Below are 19,078 nucleotides of genomic sequence, written 5' to 3'. Positions count from 1 at the left end.
ACTGATAATTCAATATAATATGTTAAAACAACACACTCCCCATAGTCTCAAGCTTATGTCTAGTTTCCTCCCATTCTGACTCTGGGATACTTGCTGCGGTAATCCCTCCGCCTACATATACTTGCGTCCCTTTTACCGTATGTTCCATACAACGCAAATTCACAAAAAGATGCGTATGTTTTTTTACACTTCTATACGCTAAGTTTTCTACATTACGTCTTGATGTAGAACGATTCGTTTCACTTTTAATATTGAGTTCACCCAAAAATCCTGTATAATAAGAACGATCATAATTTTCATTTCCTATAATGAATTCTTTTGCATCTTCCACTGGAAGTCCGCAAACAGCTGGTGTGGGATGTAATGCCTGAATGATTTCTTTTAAAGAAACTTCTGTTTCATCTACACTTGCAGAAATAGCAGTTTTCAAATGCAGTAAGTTTCCTGCCTTATGATTTTCTACATCACCTACAGAAAGATTTTTAGTAAGTGGTTGTAATTTAGAAACGATCGTATCTGTAACTAATTGCTGCTCTTCTTTCTCTTTAGCTCCCCATGAGATTATAGTGTCAGGAATATACTTTTGAGTCCCTGCTAGTGACATTGTATGTAATGTTCTATTTTTTATTTCTAATAGTGTTTCCGGGGTAGCACCAAGCCATAATCCAATGTTAGGATGATACCATATATAAACAAAAGCAGTGGTATACGCTTGCAATAGCTTTTTAAAAACAGCAATAGGATTTGATAAGGTATTTGGAAAAGTACGCTTTCGCGAAAGCACAACTTTTTGTAACACCCCTTCCTTAATTTTAGAGATTCCATCTTCTACTAACTCAAGATGTCGTTGCTTCTGAAAAGCATCTTCTTCTGGCATGTTAATTTCTGATCCATCATGTATTATTCCTGTAGCACTATACTCACAATGTATAGCGTATGTATCTGGTATAATAATACACTCTTTTGCATTATCAAAAGGAGCAAATACAAATCCGCTTTCTTTAAAATCTTTACTATAATGTGTATGACTATTTTCTTGATAGAAACCCTGTAATATAGTACTATTTGATTTTCTATAGGCTACAAATGGAAGCGCATCATCAAATTGCTGTGTAATATGTTCAAAGAAAGAAGCTTCTGTCATTATTTTTTAGGTAATGCAATTGTAGTCAATTTTACTTTAGATATTAATAGGTCTTCTTCATCTACCACATCTATATTCCAAAGTTGTGTCGTACGGCCTTTATGTATAAAAGTGGCTTTGGCATATACCATACCGTCGCGCTTACTTTTTACATGATTTGCAGATATTTCAATACCTCTCACATACATACTTTCTCCATCCAAAAATAGAAAACTAGCAGCACTCCCTACACTCTCTGCAAGTGCGACCATGGCACCGCCATGTAGAACTCCATCTGGTTGATGAACTCTAGGGGTTACTGGCATTTGTGCCACAAGAAAATCTTCACCAAAATCAATATACTTGATTTCTAGTGTTTCCATCAATGTGTTTTTACAACTTTGAGCAAGTCTTTCCAGTATTTGTTCTCTAGTCAAATTCATTGCCGTATTTTTATACAACGAAGATACGATATATGAAAGCAAAGACCTTAGAAAATAAGCGTGCAAAATTACTTCCCCTAGAACCTTTTCACTATAGAGATTTATTGCCTCTTTCTAAAGAAGTGGATCTATATCAATTTGGATCGTCAGATATCTCTACACCTAAAAAGTTAAAAGCATATATGAAAGAAGCTTTTGATAAAAAGGAGTTAGGACATGCATTACCTTTTATTATTTATGATAAGAAATTAGAGCGTTTTGCAGGAAGTACTCGGTTTGGAAATATAGATAAGAAAAACAAAGTAGTCCATATAGGGTGGACATGGTTAGGAGACGATTTTCGCGGAAGCGGTTTAAACCAACATGTCAAATATCTAATGCTTCAATATGCCTTTGAAAAATTGTATTATGAAAAAGTAGAATTTAGAATTGATGAACGTAACATACGCTCTAGACGTGCTGTCGAAAAAATAGGAGGTGTTTTGGAAGGCATCTTACGTAAGAATATTATTACGAAAGAAGATTTTAGACGGAGTTCTGCCTGTTATGGAATTTTACGGGAGGAATGGCCTACTATCAAAGACACTATTTTCAAAGATATTAAGAAGAAATAAGCTTTTTTAAATACTAGTAATAACAATTTATTCGCTTTCGCGAAAATGTATACAGAATGACAGAAAATCAAATTTCATATACACATACCAATACCTATACAACGCTTAACTCCTTTACGACCTCAACCAAAAACGTATGGTTGGTTTTTCATGGTATGGGGCATCTTACACGCTATTTTAGCAAGCATTTTGAAGGATTGAATAAAGACGAGAACTATATTATTGCTCCTCAAGCGCCTAGTAAATACTATCAAGACAAACGTTTTAAATATGTAGGTGCCAGCTGGCTCACCAAGGAAAATACAGCATTAGAGAAAGAAAATGTACTCGCTTATATAGATTCCGTTTGGAAGAGAGAATCTGAAAAATGGAAAGGACAGTCTATTAACCTCATCCTCATGGGATATTCCCAAGGGGTATCTATTGTTACACGATGGGCAAGTAGCCGAAAAATAGATTGTAAACATCTTGTATTACATTCTGGGGCGATTCCGCACGAATTAATACCTTCCGATTTTGAATACCTATCTCCTACTGCTACTGTTACGTATCTCTATGGAGATAAAGATGAATATATTAATGAAGCTCGTAAAACAGAACAACAATTAAAAGGGACCGCGCTTTTTAGAGACAGACTTCAAGTAGAAGTTTTTGATGGCATACATGAAGTGAATGAAGCCTTTATTAATAATTTAACACAACAGCCTCACTAACATAAAACACGTATTAATACGGTCATAAAGAATACTATTAGCACTTATTTTTAGTGTTACCTTATAACAACACAAAACTATGGGACATTTTGTAAAATTTCTTTTACCCTATAAAGACGATAACGGGAATTATCTTTCCTCAGATTCACAAGCAACCTCAGTCATTGAGGAAGCTAAAAAACGTATAGATGCCGGTGCCAAAGGAGTCGCTATCACCTATTCAGCTAACTATGGACAAACCTTAGAAATCCATAAGACCTATAATGCTGGAGATTGGAACACACATACAGGTGGAGCAAATCAAGCTGGCGTCATTACTGCTATGGAAAATTTTATGGGAACAACAGAAACTGCATTACAAGGCAAGTTACAAATTGCACCTATCACGACAATGAGTTATGAATCTAATAGATATGGTGATTATACCCATAAAGAAGTTGTTGAAGCAGATCTTAAGTATATAAAAAATCTACTAGACCAAGGATGGGATGTGCTAGGTTGGATAAATCAAGATACTAATCCTGAGTATGCGGTAGGAGGCGGTGTCGCTAAGAGTCGTGACCAATATGGAAAACCTTATTTTCCTAAGGAACTTAGTGACCTAGTACAAGAAACTTTTAAAAAATATGCTACTGATCACATATAAATAAGAATAACTATAATATAAAAAAAGCTACATTTTAATTAATTTCTTAGTCTGAAGAAGCCTTTCATTATTATAAAATAATAAAAAATAAGTTCCTCTATATAAGTTAGTAATAGATAATATTTCTTCATTATTTTCTATAGAATAAGTAGTTACAAGTTGTCCTAGTATGTTGTATATTTTGACTTCATTATTCCCTTCTATAATGTTTGGCATTTTTACAGTAACAATATCACTTGTAGGATTCGGGTATAACTGTAATTTAAAATTATTTTCTAGGTCTTCTAACGACAGAGGAAATTGTCCTTCTGTAATAGTAAGTGTTTGATTTACCACTACATCTTCTATAAAATCTATATGACCACTTAACCATGTGATTTTCACATAATCAATAGAAGTAGTGTCTCCTACTCCAAAAGACTCTGTATCTGAATTTTGACTCAAATAACTCTCTACACTAGTAGTGACTCTATATTGCTTTTCGCCATCTATACTAATTTCTATTCTAGAGCCATATCCATCGCGGTTACTTTCTACCCCTTCAAGATGTATTTTTAACCAATTATGGGTTACCGACTCATGATATCTATTATTCCATAAATTAAATGTATAGGGTTCTCTATTTGCCACGACAAGATCTAAATATCCATCATTATTATAATCTCCCGTAGCATTCCCAAAAGAATGGGCTAAATCGGTTTCAAAACCATTACTAAGAATTCTGCTAAATGACCCATCACCATTTTGATAATAAAATGCTGCCGATACTTCTCCGTTATCATTTGTATCGTCAACTCCGCTTACATATAAGTCAAGTCTACCATTATTATCCATATCTATAAAACTTGCTCCCCAAGATATCCTATCGAAGCTCACTCCGGATGGAATGGCTATTTCTGAAAAAGTTCCATCACCATCATTTTTCATCAGTGCATTTGCAGGGACAGGAAAGTCCGAATCATAAGCAGTATTCGTTATATATACATCTGTAAAGCCATCTGCATTATAATCATCTAATCCTACAGACATAGCATCCATTACATATCCTGCTTCAGCTTGTAGGGTCATATCTGTAAATGTACCATCCCCATTATTATGAAATAAAATATTAGGAGTAACTTTTCTGTCATTTATAAGGAAAATATCTAACCACCCATCATTATTATAATCAAAAAATGTCCCTTGAAACGTAATCATACTTACATCTCCAATTCCAGATAATTCATTGACATTCTCAAAGGTTTCATCTCCATTATTTCTAAACAACATATTTGGTATGACCTGGTCTAAATCTCTATTACTTAAAAAAAGATCCAAATCACCATCATTATCATAGTCCCCCCAAGAGCCACTATTTGTCTGAAGCACAATATCAGGAAGTCCTGCAGCTACAGTAATATCTGTAAAGATAAAATCATCATTTCTGTAGAGCCTATTTTTATCTTCTTCACTCGCTACAAAAAGATCTTTATCTCCGTCATTATCAAAATCAATCCAAACAGCTTGTTTTAAAGACATAGGAAGCTGATCTAACTCATAAGTAACTTCTTCAAAAATTCCATTTACATTTTTGAAAAAACTTATGGATTCTCCATCATCTCCAGATACTGTAATATCATCCCATCCATCATTATCAAAATCACAAAAAGAAACCCCCGTACCAAACATAACAGCATTTGAGAAGTTAAAGTTTACACTTTCAGAAACTTCTTCAAATAACACTTGACCGTATCCAAATAGACACGAAAAACAACAAAATAAAAATGTAGCGTAAGGATACTTCATATACTAATCCTATTATATTAAATTATAATTATGTACTTCTAATATGTTATTTAGTAGGATTAGTTTACAGTAAACTAGACAGTTAAATTAATAAAAAAAAATAAAAATCATTGGATATTTACACAAAGATTTTTTAATACATAGGAATTCGCTTAAAGCGAAAATAAAAACCTCTAGATAGTACTATCTAGAGGTTTCATATATTATTATGAAGATACCCGCTTTCGTGGGTATAAGCGATTCACATACTTTTTGCTTCGCAAAAAGTGGTTCTCTGCTTACTTCACTTCTTCAAAGTCTACATCTTCTACATCGCTAGACTCATCTCCTGCGCCAGCGCCTCCTGCTTGTGCATCAGGTCCTGGTTGTGCTTGATCTCCGCCTTGTGCTTCTGCTTGCGCTTTGTACATCTCTTCAGAAGCTGCTTTCCATGCTTCATTGATTGCATCAAGCTTTGGTTGAATAGTGTCTACATCTTTTGTTTCAAAAGCTGTTTTTAATTCTGCAAGTGCATCTTCAATTGGTTTTTTCTTATCATCAGATAATTTCTCACCAAATTCTTTTAACTGCTTTTCTGTTTGGAAAATCATTCCATCAGCTTCATTAATCTTATCTGCAGTCTCTTTTGCTTTTGCATCTGCATCTGCATTTGCTTCAGCCTCAGCTTTCATTTTAGCGATTTCATCTTCTGTAAGTCCAGATGATGCTTCAATACGAATATCCTGAGATTTGTTTGTTGCTTTATCTGTAGCGCTTACTTTGATGATTCCGTTTGCATCAATATCAAAGGTTACTTCGATTTGTGGCGTACCACGTTGTGCTGGTGGAATTCCATCAAGGTGAAAACGTCCAATAGTTTTATTATCTGCTGCCATAGCACGCTCTCCTTGTAATACATGGATCTCTACTGATGGCTGATTATCTGCGGCTGTTGAGAATACTTGTGACTTCTTTGTTGGAATCGTTGTATTAGCTTCAATAAGTTTTGTAAATACATTCCCCATTGTCTCAATACCTAATGAAAGTGGTGTTACATCAAGAAGTAAAACATCTTTTACATCTCCTGTAAGTACACCTCCTTGTATTGCAGCTCCTACGGCTACAACTTCATCTGGGTTTACTCCTTTTGAAGGTGCTTTTCCAAAGAATTTCTCTACGGCTTCTTGTACTGCTGGAATACGAGTAGATCCTCCTACTAAGATAATCTCATCGATATCTCCAGTACTTAATCCTGCTGCTTTAAGCGCTGTTTGACAAGGCTCAATAGTTCTTTTTACAAGATCATCAATAAGTGCCTCAAACTTTGCACGGCTTAATGTACGTACTAAGTGTTTTGGTCCGCTTGCTGTAGCTGTTACATATGGTAAGTTGATCTCTGTTTGTGTAGAAGAAGAAAGCTCAATTTTTGCTTTCTCTGCAGCTTCTTTAAGACGTTGTAAAGCCATTGGGTCTTTACGTAAATCCATGTTTTCATCTGCAATAAACTCTTCTGCAAGCCAGTTGATGATTTTTTGATCTACATCATCTCCTCCTAAGTGTGTATCTCCATCTGTTGCCAATACTTCAAATACACCATCTCCTAATTCTAGGATAGATACATCATGCGTTCCTCCTCCAAAGTCAAATACTACGATTTTCTGATCGCTATCTTTTTTATCAAGTCCATATGCAAGTGCTGCTGCTGTAGGCTCATTAATAATACGCTCTACTTTAAGACCTGCAATTTCTCCAGCTTCTTTAGTTGCTTGACGCTGACTATCATTAAAGTATGCAGGTACTGTAATTACGGCACGAGTTACATCTTGTCCTAAGTAATCTTCTGCAGTCTTCTTCATTTTCTGAAGTGTCATTGCAGATAATTCTTGTGGTGTATATAAACGACCATCTATATCTACTCTAGGTGTATCGTTATCTCCTTTTACTACTTTATAAGCAGAACGTTCTGCTTCTTTTGAGCTTTCGCTGTATTTATTCCCCATAAAACGCTTGATAGAAGCGATTGTTTTTGTTGGGTTTGTTACCGCTTGTCTTTTTGCTGGATCTCCTACTTTAATTTCTCCTCCTTCTACAAACGCAATTACAGATGGTGTTGTACGCTTACCCTCAGCATTAGGGATCACTGTAGGCTCGTTACCTTCCATAACAGCGACGCACGAATTGGTAGTTCCTAAGTCAATTCCTATGATCTTACTCATTATATTATAGTGTTTAAGTGTTATTTATTTTTTTTTACACTACACAATAGTCAATCATTATGCCACTGCTTATAAGCTGACAAGCTGTCATTTTTTTGCTTTCGCGAAAGCAAAAACAGCAAAACATAAAAACGTCTAACCCCTTTTTACATCTATAGTTAGTAACTCTCGCCACTGTGTCGTATATCTAGGACTTCGCTCTCGTTTGATAAGTTCCCACTCTTCTACTCGCGTTCCAATCATGGCAGAAGACACGGTCGTTTTTCCAAATTTTCTATTCAATACATCTAGCGTATGCATCAAATTACTATCTGAAATCTTAGAGCGTTTTTCAAAAAGGTTGCCTTGTACATAATGTTCTGGTATTAAACCTGTCAGGTTTACAGCTACCTTTTTGTATCTATATCCAGGTTTATAAATACAGTGCAATGCTTTACGCGCCTCTGCAATAAGCGCAAATGTATCGTTGGTAGGTATAGGCATGGTTACCGTCATACGATTCTTATACTGCTTATCTATAGTACTGTGATAATTTGTATACACAGCGACATGTATATAGGTTGCACATGATTTTTGAGCACGTAATACCTCAGCCACTTCGGTAATATAATAAGCACATGCTTCTTCTATTCTCCCTAAGTCAGGTAATTTTTGCCCAAATGATTTTGCGGTACCTATCGCTTTTTTAGGATTGGGAACTGCCATAAATTCTAAACAGGACTCGCCTCGTAACTCTTTCCAAAGACGTTCACCTACTACAGTCATCTCTTTACGAACCCATGCCAGCGGTAAGTTTACAAAGTCTATCGCTTTAAAAACACCAATAGCCTGAAGTCGTTGTACATGTTTTTTTCCAATACCCCATATATCACCTACTTCTGCCCATTGCAATGCTTCTATACGTTTGGCGTCTGTATCCATAACATACACATGATTGTATTTAGGAATTTTCTTTGCCATACGATTTGCCAGTTTAGCCAATACTTTTGTTGGTGCGACTCCTACACCTACTGGCAACCCTGTATATTTATAAATACGCTCTTTAATCTCAAATCCATAAGCACACATATCTATATGAGATAACCCCTTCACATCAAGAAAAGCTTCATCAATACTATAGACTTCTACAGAAGGAGAAAATGTCTCTAAGATGTTCATCACGCGTTGTGACATCTCTCCATATAAAGTATAGTTAGAAGAAAAGAAAGTCACCTTATTTTCTATAAGAATATGTTTAATTTTGTAGACGGCTTCAAACATAGGGATATGAGCAAGTTGTTTTGCTTCTTTATTTGCTGCAATAATACAGCCGTCATTATTACTTAAAACTACGACAGGTTTCCCCCATAAGTCGGGCCTAAATACTTGTTCGCACGAAGCATAAAAACTATTACAATCTACCATTGCGATCATCGTACGCAATGTATTATATATGTGATGACTCCCCAGAGTACAAATGCTTCTTGCGCTTTATCAAATGGAATACGTAGTATCTTAAATCCTCCGTCTTGAACTACGAGTGCTAAATCATTAAAATTTGGTTGCAAGGACCTATCTATAATAAGTACATCTTTGTCTAGAATTGAAAAACCCTTCCAAGTATCTCCTTTTACACGTACATAAAATGTAGCATCTTTATGAATAGACAGTTCTTCATTAAGATCTATAGATGCTTCCATATAATGTGTGGCAGCACTAGGAAACCCTGTCTGCTTTGACACTTCAGCTTGATGACGGTTTTTACTGACATTAACTTTTCCTGACACTTCGATTTCCATAATTCAAAAATATGGAAAAAATACCATTTAATGGACATATTCCATATTCAATATATTAAGATCTATGTAACTCAATAATCATATGTTATAAATCCGTATTTATACGTGTAAATAACAAGGGCTATTTCTGGATATTTATGACCCCCTATATTTTGATCACAAATCATACAAATTAATGGGTAATGCTCGACTCCTATTATTAAAGATCTGGCAATATAAATAACCTGTACAATGGATATTGAAATTACTTTTATCAACAATTCTAATGATATGAATAACTCTAATGTTGTCATTTTTCAGAAAAACGTCACTACCAATTTTGATTCTACTACTATCGCATGGAAAGTCATTAAAAATTGCGGTCGTAACTGGAGTCATAAATTTACCTATCCAATGTCATTTCAAGTAGCAGCTGCCGATTCTTATGGAAATATATCAGACCAACAAGCTGCAACTAATGGTCAAAAATGGGAGATTATACGTTCAAGTTCTGGAGATATTCTTCAATTAAGTTCAGACCTTAGCGCTAATCCAAATGAAGTCGAGATCAAAAATAGTCTTCCAACAAGTTCTATAGATGCGCTAATTTATAAAAGTGGAAATATCATCGCTTCTAAAACTGGCGTTTCTCCTGGAGAAAAAGCAGTATTTCAATTTCAACCCGAAATATATGTTGGTGTAAATTCTCAAATAGAACAAGGACAAACTATAAACGCTGCAATCATAAATGATTTTAATCAAAAGTTTTCATTATACGGACTCACCAAAGCAAATCTAATTATGACAGGCGGAGGTGTAGGTCCCACAGCAATTCCATTTACATTTGATCTTGTTCCTACTTCTTAAATTATAAATACAATGTCATACACTTATATATTAAATGGTTGTCACGAAAAACAGTTTGTTTTTGAATTTTCTTTTGATAATGAATCCAAACTAACCAGTGACCTTTCAAATTCACGAGCTGTATCCTATAAGCTATACAGAAAAGATAAGCCAGATGAAGGTTTTAATTGGGAAGGGTGTTTATCTTCAGATACCCAAATCCCATTCGAACTTTCCTTCGTAGATAAAATTGACATCAAGGGAATCATGCGACTTTACATAGGACATGGAAGGGATTTTATATGGATAGATGTTTCTTATTGTCAGGAACTACAACAACATTTTGAAGGTAATATTATTGAAATACCTATTACATAAAACATTTCTAAAGTCATTTAGATACACTATTTAATACTGCAAGAATAGATTTGTCTTTTTAAAAGGAAGGCTAATGTAACAATTCAATTATTTTACATACCTATTGAAGTATACAATTACTACATGACCTCTAGCCAAAAAACAGTACTGCTTTTTAAAACATTTTTTAAAATGTGGGGATTATACATCCTCTTTTTTATCACAGTTTTGATACTCAGTATCTGGATTCCTGAACTCAAAGCAGATGCTTATGAAGACACGACCCTCAAAGAACTTCTACAAAGTAATCCATTTAAACTTTTTGTGTTGGCATGTATTTTTGCTCCTATTGTAGAAGAAATGATGTTCAGAACACTTATCAAACCTACTCATACAGATATTATATTGTTTATAAGTGCGTGGCCAGTTTTTATAGGATTGCGTTTTCTTCCTAGCGGAATACATTGGGGAGTTATCCTTGCCTTTGGTGCTGTACTTCTCTTTACCATATTTTATATTCTAAAACATCTGATTACAGAAAGTCATACACAGCGATTACGTAGGTTTCTTCATAAATACCTCACTATTATCCTCATTATTGTATCTGTCATTTTTGGACTCGTACATATCAATAACTATGTAGACACATTTGTTATTGATCTTGCGTTACTCGTTCTTATTGTCCCTCGTATTATTTCAGGTTTTCTAATGGGATGGATTAAAATTAAAAACCAAGGACTCATCTGGTCTATGGGACTTCACTTTATGAACAATGCCTTTGTAGTAGGTTTGGGAATATTAGCTAGTTAATTTCAATTTATATAATAGAACACAAAATCAGTATCACTAGTATCTTTATCTTTACAAGGTGCAGTTTACTCCTATTCACATACAGGATATTAATACCCTTCGTACGTTAGCCACACGTACATATACAAATGCTTTTGCTCATAAGAACAAACCTGGCGTATTGGAGAAGTATGTGGTATACGCTTTCGCGAAAGCGCATTTAGAAAAACAACTTTTAGCCCCAGACTCCTATTGGTATTTTATGCAACAAAACGATACCATTATTGGATATCTTAAACTTAATATAGGCAATGCACAAACAGAATTTCAAGATAAAAACGGACTCGAAATTGAACGTATCTATATCGATTCTCCCTATGTAAATCAAGGATTTGGAAAAAAAGCAATAGATTTTTCGATTTCTGAAGCACTTAAACTGGAAAAAAACTACATTTGGTTAGGCGTTTGGGAAGAAAACCCAGATGCAATTCGATTTTATAAAAGGTGTGGTTTTAAGATCACTGGCACACATCACTACGATATGATTGCCGAAATTCAGACAGATTACATCATGCAATATGATCTTACATGAAAGAAAAAGAAATAGAGTGTATCTCTGTATTTGATATGCTAAAAATAGGAGTGGGTCCATCCAGCTCCCATACATTAGGCCCTTGGCGTGCCGCTAGACGTTTTATAAAAAAGCTCAAAGAAGATAACGTATTTGATACTGTAGATCGTTTACATATAGATTTATATGGTTCTTTATCACTTACTGGAAAAGGTCATGCTACAGATGTCGCCGTAATGATGGGGCTTCTTGGAGCAGACCCTCAAACGTGTGCTATTGATGCTATCCCTACAACGATTGAGAACATCAAAACAGCTAAAGAAATTTCTTTTAATAGCGAGCGTACCATTTCTTTTGATCCCGCCGAATCTATAAAATTTAATCGTGACTTTTTACCATTCCACCCTAACGGAATTACATTTAAAGCACATGCGGGCGAGCACGTTATTGAAGAAACGTTTTATTCTATTGGAGGCGGATTTGTTGTGCAAGAAGAGCGTAAACGTTCTGAACTAAAAGTACATCAATTTCAATGTTTTCCAAGACCTGTCGAACTAGCAACAGATCTTCTCGCCTATTGTAAAAATGAAAATAAATCGATTTCTCAGATTGTTTTTGAAAACGAATTATACCTCAACTCAGAAGAAGAAATTAATGAGCGTTTCAAACAAATTTGGGATGTCATGCTAGACTCTATGTATACGGGGTGTCATACAGAAGGAACCTTACCTGGCGGATTAAATGTACGTCGTCGTGCGTATGACAGTCATAAAAAATTACAAAAAGGAATCTCATATACTGATAAATATGAATGGATTGAAGCGATACGTGGTACAGAAGTCCGCTTTCGCGAAATTTTAAAATGGGTGTCTTGCTTTGCATTGGCTGTCAATGAAGTAAATGCCTCTTTAGGACGTGTTGTGACGGCTCCTACGAATGGAAGTGCAGGTGTTATACCAGCCGTTATGATGTATTATATGGTCATTGAAAATCACGATGCCAATTTTGAAGATGTCCGAAAGTTTTTATTAGTTGCAGGAGAAATAGGAAGTCTCTTTAAGAAAGGGGCGACCATCTCTGCTGCTATGGGTGGGTGTCAGGCAGAAATAGGGGTTTCTAGCGCTATGGCTGCAGGAGCTTTAACTGAACTTATGGGAGGAACACCAGATCAAGTGCTCGTGGCTGCAGAAATTGCGATGGAACATCATCTAGGGCTTACCTGTGATCCTATAGGCGGTCTTGTTCAAATTCCGTGTATCGAACGTAATGCGATGGGAGCTATCAAAGCAATTAATGCCTGCGAAATGGCATTAGATACAGATGCTGCCAATGCCAAAGTGCCACTCGATAAAGTAATCGAAACCATGTGGCAAACAGCGCAAGACATGAATACAAAATATAAAGAAACCAGTGAAGGTGGACTCGCTGTTAATGTAGGAATGGCAGATTGTTAAAAGTATATTAGTATTTCTGAGTTCTTACAAAACAATATCTTGACCTATATAAAAGACAAAAGCTAAGGAACATTACATTCCTTAGCTTTCTATCAAAATCAAACAAACTTCAAAATATTATATCGCTACAATACCTTGTGTATTTGTGTCAGGCAAGTTGTTAGACTCTTCTGATATAAGTTCTAATGATTGTCCATTAATTCTATAGATTCCAATGGTACCATCTAATCCGTAAAGTTGGTATAAGAATTGCCCGTCGTCAGAAATCCACATATCAATCCATCCTTCTGTACTTGCAAAAGCATCTGGACCGTTATCTGCGCCTCCCGTTCCTGTTCCTTGTGCTGCTGTTTGATCTAGTAGTGTTACAACTCCATTATCAAAACTATATGCTGCTAATCCTGCTTCAATAGCATTAGATACAAAGAAGGTGTTTCCATCGGCTGTAAAGTCTAACCAACATGCTGTTCTTCCTGTATTATTTTCTCCAGATGCGACATCAAGGCTTATAGGTGTTAAACTACCATCACCTTGTATTTGCCACGTAGATACCGATCCATCTTGTAATGCTGGGAATGCTGGTGGTGTTCCATCTGGTTGAAATTCTCTTGCTTCTGTTACTACCACATAATTATTTCCTACAATTTGGAACCCAATCGCAGAGGGTAAGTTTCTTCCTTCTGCATTATTTCTTAAGGTTGATGTTGCAGTTGCTACTGATGAAGCACTTAATGTTCCATCGCCTCCTACGCTGTATACGGTTAACTCATCTTCACTTCCAGATCCTAAAGCAGAAGCTCCAGAATTAATAGAGGCAACTATCAACCATTGTCCATCTGGTGAGAATTGCACAGCAGATGGGCGTATAGGAAGATCTCTCGTAGATCCCGCTATGGCTTGTAACGAGCCGTCATCTAATAACCAGTACCCAGTTATTGTTCCTTGATGCATAGGCTCTCCTCCTGCTAAGAACTCTGGGCGTGTAATATTAGATACATACACTAATCCTCTGGTTCCATTTACCGTAACTGCTCCCGTAGTCGCAATACTATTGGGTCCTATAGCTCCTGTATCTAAAGATTCACCAGCTATTTCTAAAGAGAAATCATCTGCAATATTAAAAGATGTAATCGTATTACTTCCTGCGTTTACAGCTAATAAGTTTTGATTATCATCTGTTTTTGTAAGTGCATATGCAGAAATTAAAGGGTCTAATCCTTCACCTCCATCATAGTCCCCGCCATTACCTCCTGTTGCAAAAGGTCCAATAGGAGTAAGTGATCCGTCGTCTGCTCTTCCGTATGCTATAATTGTATTAGGTCCTTGTACATTTCCCGCAACTTGTCCTTCTCCATTTGTCATGGCATATACTGCGCCTACAAAATCTACAGTTCCATCGTCATCGTCGTCAGTATCATCTTCTCCTACAACAATAGGTGTATTATCGTCATCAGAATTACAGGATACAAACGTAATAGATAGTGCTAAAAATGCGATAAGCATTATGTTGATCTTTTTCATTTTTTTTAGTGTTTAAATTTTTGATTTTGTTTGTTATTCTTACTGTAAAGTTTGGCCAGAACTACCGCAAAAATTTTAAACGCAAGTGCTATATTCTTGCTATTAACTTAGTGTTAAGGAAATTTTCCTACTTACGTTATCAAAAAATAAAAATGAAACACTTATGAAATTAGAATACACAAGAAAGAGAATAAAGTACTGAAATAAAGATTTTTAAAACAAAAATCAATGCAGTACTGTTTTATCACAAAATGGCATATTGACATTTTTAAGATAAAACTTTAACAGGTTTTAACAACTAAAGAAGGTGAGAATGAAGTGAAGTTGTGTAAGCTATCTTACATAAATTTAAACCCTAACGTCAATTTTATAGATATTACATATATAAACATAAGAAAAGGTGATACTAGCCACGCTTAATACCACAGCCATCCCGATCTCTTGTATCTACGATATAAAAGATTTTCCATACGCCATCGCGTTTAAAGAGTTGAAAACTATTGGTGCCACAATGGCTTAATTCGCCATTTATGTAAAAGGAATATGGGGTCCACACATTTGCCATCGCTTTATTATCATCTATTTGAACTTTATAGCTTTTAATACGCTCTTCAAATTGGGTTTCATCAGGAATAGAACAGATAGATGTTAAGAAGCCACTAAAGTCCTGTTTACTTAATACGACTTCTCCTGTTCTGTTCTTACCAATGGATTGCATAAGTATTTTTTCGTGAACAACACTTTTAATAATGATAGAGTCTTGTTTATGAAATCCTTCAAAAAAACGTTCTACGAGTTGTTTTACTTCCGTTTCTTCATTTGATAACGATGTGGTTTGAGCTGTGGTGATTTTCGCGAAAGCGAAAAAAACAAGTCCAAATACCATTCCTATAATAATATATTTACCCTTCATAAAAATCATGATTCATATAGCTATGTAATTTACTACTTTTGTAGGATAAAACATAACCGAATGTCTGTCGCAAAAAAAGAATATAAACGTATTACTGTTAAATCGCTCACTGAGATGAAAAATCGCGGTGAAAAGATATCAATGCTTACTGCCTATGACTACACCATGGCAAAAATTGTAGATGGTGCTGGAATAGATGTTATTCTTGTAGGCGACAGTGCATCTAATGTCATGGCGGGTCATGAGACAACACTTCCTATCACATTAGATCAGATGATTTATCATGCTTCTTCTGTGATACGTGCTATAGATCGTGCATTGGTTGTGGTAGATCTTCCTTTTGGAAGTTATCAAAGTGATCCTAAAGAGGCATTACGTTCTGCCATACGTATTATGAAAGAAAGTGGTGGTCATGCGATCAAAGTAGAAGGAGGTAAAGAAATCAAAGAAAGTGTAAAGCGTATTCTACATGCAGGTATTCCAGTAATGGGACATCTAGGATTGACTCCACAGTCTATCTATAAATTTGGTACATATACAGTACGTGCAAAAGAAGAAGAAGAAGCTGCAAAACTAAAAGAAGACGCCTTAATGCTTGAAAAAGCAGGATGCTTTGCGATTGTTCTGGAAAAGGTTCCTGCAAAACTTGCACAAGAGGTTGCCGAAAGCTTAACAATACCTATCATAGGAATAGGTGCGGGTGGTGGTGTAGATGGGCAAGTATTAGTTACGCATGATATGCTGGGAATGACACACGAGTTTAATCCTCGTTTTTTAAGAAGATACCTAGATATGTATACTGAGATGACTAATGCTTTTAAACAATATGCAACAGATGTCAAGTCTCAGGATTTCCCGAATGAGTCTGAACAGTATTGATTTTTTATGCTCCTGTCTGCCAACGAGACAGGTTTGCAAAAGCGTATATAATCGTATGCACAATTCTATATGAATCAGTATCTCTTTTCTTACGGGACACTCCAAACCGAAAATGTACAGCTAGAAACATTTGGGAGATTATTGTATGGCTCTAAAGATGCACTAATAGGTTATCGATTAGAACAACTACAGATCAAAGATCCTAAAGTTGTAGCACTAAGTCAAGAAGCCTATCATCCAGTTGCGATACCTACACATAAAAAAGAACATGTTATAGAAGGCCTTTGCTTTAAAATTTCTACACAAGAACTTGAACATGCAGATACCTACGAAGTATCTGACTATAAACGTATAAAAACAATATTACGCTCTGGAAAAGAAGCTTGGGTATATATAAAATCTTAATTAATACTTTTTTTTTATATTATATAGTTAGGATTCCTAATTAATTTATATATTTGCATCATTATTAATTTTTAAAACTAAAATACACATGAGTAAAGCCACTTTTTATCACGCAGGATGTTCTGTATGCGCTAGTGCAGAAAGCGATGTTATCAACTTACTAGGAGAAGAAAATCTAACGATAGTAGATATCGCGCAAGACAGAAGTAGAATTTCAGAAGCAGAAACCGCAGGTGTACAATCTGTACCGGCCTTAGTTACTGAAAATGGAAATGTATTACATATCAATTTTGGAGCTTCTATGGCTGATGTAATTGGTTAATTCTTAAATTATATAGTTAGGATTCCTATCTAAAAAATCTTAACTATTAATATGTATTCGTATGAAAACAACAACTTCATTAATTATCGCCTTATTCTTTGCTGGGATATCTGCCATTGCATGTACAGATAAAAAAGAAACGTATAAAAATGATGATTTTGCTATTACAAAAGTAGCAGTCACTCATCACACTGATTTACAAATGACCGTATGGGAAATTACGGTGAAAGGAAAAGCAGGCCATACCACCCCTATTCCTGTAGGGCAACTAGATGGTGCTCCTGTATTAGCTTATGTATTTCCTACAACATTAAAACCTACCGATGTTGGTTTTAATGACACAGAAGGTATTGTAGCCCTAGGTCTTACCTCTCATCCCGACTTTGATGACACCCCATTATGGGATGAAAATAAAGATAAAATCTTCGATAATGACGGCATTATATGGCATCCACATTGGGTAGTACTCGTTCCTGACGATCGTGTTGAGGGTGGTCTTGCTGTAAAACAATTTAAAAAAGGAGATACGAGTGTAACCCTCCCTCCTACCAACCCAGGAATGCCAATGTATATGGATTCTCCTGGCTATCAAGTAGTGACTACAGGAACTACTATCAAGGTATTAATTCCAGATTATCGTATCGGATCTACTAATTTTTCATATGATGGTGTTACTTCTTTTATGAAAGTAAATACAAGTAAAGAAGATACACCTATGTTAGGTGTATATGAAGTATATAGTGTTGCAAGTGGAGACCTTTCTTTACCTTATAAAGTAAAGCAAAATTAAAATCGTTATGAAAGTAAATGTTTGGGACACCTATGTTCGAAAAAATGATGGGACGTTAATGCATTTTGATATTCTCGCTCCTATAGAAATAGTAAAAGAAGAAACCATCTTTCAATATGGAGATGATTATTTAACAACTAAAGAAGTTCAAATTAAATCTTTGAGTACTTCAGAATGTCGTTTATGTCATATGGAAACAGCTCCCGAAGAAGTTGTGACTTCTATCCAAGAGAAAGGATACCATATTATAGAGTTACAAAATTGTGATTAATGGCACATCATATACTTAGGATTACTAACTTTGCCTATAGCATATCAAAAGCTATAGGCACTGTTTGCTTATGAAAAAAACAATATTTAATACTGAGCATCAAGACGACATCGCTAATAAGGTTGTCGTAGGGTTAGAGCGTATTTCTGAAGCGTTCAAAGTACTTCTTTGGGAACATGCAAAAGTGGTAGGGCTAAGTCCTATTCAGATACAAATTTTATTATTTGTTGCAAATCATAAACTAGAGATGTGCACTGTAAGCTACCTTGCAAAAGAATTTAATATTACAAAACCTACGGTGAGTGATGCTGTAAAAGTATTACTTAAAAAAGAGTATATTCAAAAGAAAACAGTTTCTACAGATAGTAGAAGTTATGCCATAGCGCTTACGCAAACAGGAACTAATGTACTGCTTCAGATAGAAGATTTTGCACTTCCTATTAAACATCAATTAGGAACTATAGATAAGGGTGAGGTACAACAATTATTCCATACGATTACAAAATTAATTTACGGTCTCAACACTTCTGGTATTCTCAGTGTACAACGTAATTGTCATAGCTGTGCGTTTTATGAAAAAAAATCAGGAGGGCATTATTGTCATTTTCTAAAAAAACCATTAGAAAATCATGAAATTCGTCTAGATTGCCCTGAACATGAAGCAAAACCTACAGCTTAATTCGT

The 19,078-nt window shown here is 35.3% G+C and carries 22 protein-coding genes; 14 read left to right on the top strand and 8 right to left on the bottom strand.

Going from position 1 to position 19,078, the window contains the following annotated elements; translation table 11 throughout:
• Positions 1–22: 22 nt before the first annotated feature.
• Entirely contained in the window at positions 23–1,144 is a 1,122-nt protein-coding gene (locus tag Q1A60_RS08860) for a chorismate-binding protein (protein ID WP_299766101.1), read from the bottom strand.
• The gene (locus Q1A60_RS08855; protein WP_299766103.1) at positions 1,144–1,566 is read right to left on the bottom strand and encodes a hotdog fold thioesterase; all 423 of its coding nucleotides are present in this window, start codon (positions 1,564–1,566) and stop codon (positions 1,144–1,146) included. The genes Q1A60_RS08860 and Q1A60_RS08855 overlap by 1 nt, the downstream gene beginning before the upstream one ends.
• 32 nt (positions 1,567–1,598) lie before the next feature.
• On the opposite strand from Q1A60_RS08855, the gene Q1A60_RS08850 reads away from it, so the two are divergent.
• From Q1A60_RS08850 to Q1A60_RS08840, 3 genes are all read left to right on the top strand, one after another.
• Positions 1,599–2,180 carry a GNAT family protein gene (locus Q1A60_RS08850; protein ID WP_299766105.1) on the top strand — a complete coding sequence of 194 codons (582 nt, stop codon included), beginning with the start codon at positions 1,599–1,601 and terminating at the stop codon, positions 2,178–2,180.
• 56 nt (positions 2,181–2,236) lie between these two features.
• Positions 2,237–2,893 (top strand): esterase, encoded by a 657-nt coding sequence (locus Q1A60_RS08845; protein ID WP_299766107.1) that lies wholly within the window; start codon positions 2,237–2,239, stop codon positions 2,891–2,893.
• Positions 2,894–2,972: 79 nt separating this feature from the next.
• Positions 2,973–3,539 (top strand): hypothetical protein, encoded by a 567-nt coding sequence (locus Q1A60_RS08840; protein ID WP_299766109.1) that lies wholly within the window; start codon positions 2,973–2,975, stop codon positions 3,537–3,539.
• A gap of 27 nt (positions 3,540–3,566) precedes the next feature.
• Here the strand turns inward: Q1A60_RS08840 and Q1A60_RS08835 are convergent, their stop codons facing one another.
• The 4 genes from Q1A60_RS08835 to Q1A60_RS08820 all read right to left on the bottom strand — a co-directional run bounded on the left by Q1A60_RS08835 (position 3,567) and on the right by Q1A60_RS08820 (position 9,297).
• The gene (locus Q1A60_RS08835; RefSeq protein ID WP_299766111.1) at positions 3,567–5,324 is read right to left on the bottom strand and encodes an FG-GAP-like repeat-containing protein; all 1,758 of its coding nucleotides are present in this window, start codon (positions 5,322–5,324) and stop codon (positions 3,567–3,569) included.
• Positions 5,325–5,602: 278 nt separating this feature from the next.
• Positions 5,603–7,519, bottom strand: coding sequence for a molecular chaperone DnaK (gene dnaK / locus Q1A60_RS08830; protein WP_299766113.1), 1,917 nt, complete (start codon positions 7,517–7,519; stop codon positions 5,603–5,605).
• 135 nt (positions 7,520–7,654) lie between these two features.
• Complete coding sequence (locus Q1A60_RS08825; RefSeq protein WP_299766319.1) at positions 7,655–8,932, bottom strand: Y-family DNA polymerase; 1,278 nt, start codon at positions 8,930–8,932, stop codon at positions 7,655–7,657.
• On the bottom strand, positions 8,929–9,297 hold the full coding sequence (locus Q1A60_RS08820) for a S24 family peptidase (protein WP_299766115.1): 369 nt from the start codon (positions 9,295–9,297) through the stop codon (positions 8,929–8,931). Before Q1A60_RS08820 ends, Q1A60_RS08825 begins: the two co-directional genes overlap by 4 nt.
• Before the next feature lie 231 nt (positions 9,298–9,528).
• On the opposite strand from Q1A60_RS08820, the gene Q1A60_RS08815 reads away from it, so the two are divergent.
• The 5 genes from Q1A60_RS08815 (at position 9,529) to Q1A60_RS08795 (ending at position 13,293) form a co-directional block, all read left to right on the top strand.
• The gene (locus Q1A60_RS08815) at positions 9,529–10,143 is read left to right on the top strand and encodes a hypothetical protein (RefSeq protein WP_299766117.1); all 615 of its coding nucleotides are present in this window, start codon (positions 9,529–9,531) and stop codon (positions 10,141–10,143) included.
• 12 nt (positions 10,144–10,155) lie between these two features.
• Complete coding sequence (locus tag Q1A60_RS08810) at positions 10,156–10,500, top strand: hypothetical protein (RefSeq protein ID WP_299766119.1); 345 nt, start codon at positions 10,156–10,158, stop codon at positions 10,498–10,500.
• A gap of 123 nt (positions 10,501–10,623) precedes the next feature.
• Positions 10,624–11,289 carry a CPBP family intramembrane glutamic endopeptidase gene (locus Q1A60_RS08805; protein ID WP_299766121.1) on the top strand — a complete coding sequence of 222 codons (666 nt, stop codon included), beginning with the start codon at positions 10,624–10,626 and terminating at the stop codon, positions 11,287–11,289.
• Between the two features lie 58 nt (positions 11,290–11,347).
• A complete protein-coding gene (locus Q1A60_RS08800) occupies positions 11,348–11,860 on the top strand; it encodes a GNAT family N-acetyltransferase (RefSeq protein ID WP_299766123.1) in 513 nt (170 codons plus the stop codon).
• Positions 11,857–13,293 carry an L-serine ammonia-lyase gene (locus Q1A60_RS08795; protein ID WP_299766125.1) on the top strand — a complete coding sequence of 479 codons (1,437 nt, stop codon included), beginning with the start codon at positions 11,857–11,859 and terminating at the stop codon, positions 13,291–13,293. The genes Q1A60_RS08800 and Q1A60_RS08795 overlap by 4 nt, the downstream gene beginning before the upstream one ends.
• Before the next feature lie 117 nt (positions 13,294–13,410).
• On the opposite strand, the gene Q1A60_RS08790 is transcribed toward Q1A60_RS08795, so the two are convergent.
• Together Q1A60_RS08790 and Q1A60_RS08785 are read right to left on the bottom strand one after the other, a co-directional pair.
• Positions 13,411–14,814: a hypothetical protein gene (locus Q1A60_RS08790; RefSeq protein ID WP_299766127.1), complete on the bottom strand. Its 1,404-nt coding sequence runs from the start codon at positions 14,812–14,814 to the stop codon at positions 13,411–13,413.
• A gap of 406 nt (positions 14,815–15,220) precedes the next feature.
• Entirely contained in the window at positions 15,221–15,727 is a 507-nt protein-coding gene (locus Q1A60_RS08785) for a nuclear transport factor 2 family protein (RefSeq protein WP_299766129.1), read from the bottom strand.
• Between the two features lie 60 nt (positions 15,728–15,787).
• Here Q1A60_RS08785 and panB point away from each other — a divergent pair, with 60 nt between their 5' ends.
• The 6 genes from panB to Q1A60_RS08755 all read left to right on the top strand — a co-directional run bounded on the left by panB (position 15,788) and on the right by Q1A60_RS08755 (position 19,073).
• Complete coding sequence (gene panB / locus Q1A60_RS08780; RefSeq protein WP_299766131.1) at positions 15,788–16,606, top strand: 3-methyl-2-oxobutanoate hydroxymethyltransferase; 819 nt, start codon at positions 15,788–15,790, stop codon at positions 16,604–16,606.
• Between the two features lie 69 nt (positions 16,607–16,675).
• Positions 16,676–17,011, top strand: coding sequence for a gamma-glutamylcyclotransferase family protein (locus Q1A60_RS08775; RefSeq protein ID WP_299766133.1), 336 nt, complete (start codon positions 16,676–16,678; stop codon positions 17,009–17,011).
• An 88-nt stretch (positions 17,012–17,099) separates the two neighbouring features.
• Entirely contained in the window at positions 17,100–17,333 is a 234-nt protein-coding gene (locus Q1A60_RS08770) for a thioredoxin family protein (protein ID WP_299766134.1), read from the top strand.
• Positions 17,334–17,394: 61 nt separating this feature from the next.
• Entirely contained in the window at positions 17,395–18,123 is a 729-nt protein-coding gene (locus tag Q1A60_RS08765; RefSeq protein WP_299766136.1) for a hypothetical protein, read from the top strand.
• Positions 18,124–18,130: 7 nt separating this feature from the next.
• A complete protein-coding gene (locus Q1A60_RS08760) occupies positions 18,131–18,394 on the top strand; it encodes a DUF2024 family protein (protein WP_299766138.1) in 264 nt (87 codons plus the stop codon).
• Between the two features lie 70 nt (positions 18,395–18,464).
• Positions 18,465–19,073: a helix-turn-helix domain-containing protein gene (locus Q1A60_RS08755; RefSeq protein WP_299766139.1), complete on the top strand. Its 609-nt coding sequence runs from the start codon at positions 18,465–18,467 to the stop codon at positions 19,071–19,073.
• Positions 19,074–19,078: the final 5 nt, after the last annotated feature.

Source organism: uncultured Dokdonia sp. (assembly GCF_947492535.1).
Lineage (GTDB): Bacteria > Bacteroidota > Bacteroidia > Flavobacteriales > Flavobacteriaceae > Dokdonia.
Note: the sequence above shows the minus strand (reverse complement) of the source record. Positions and strands in the feature narration are given on the sequence as shown.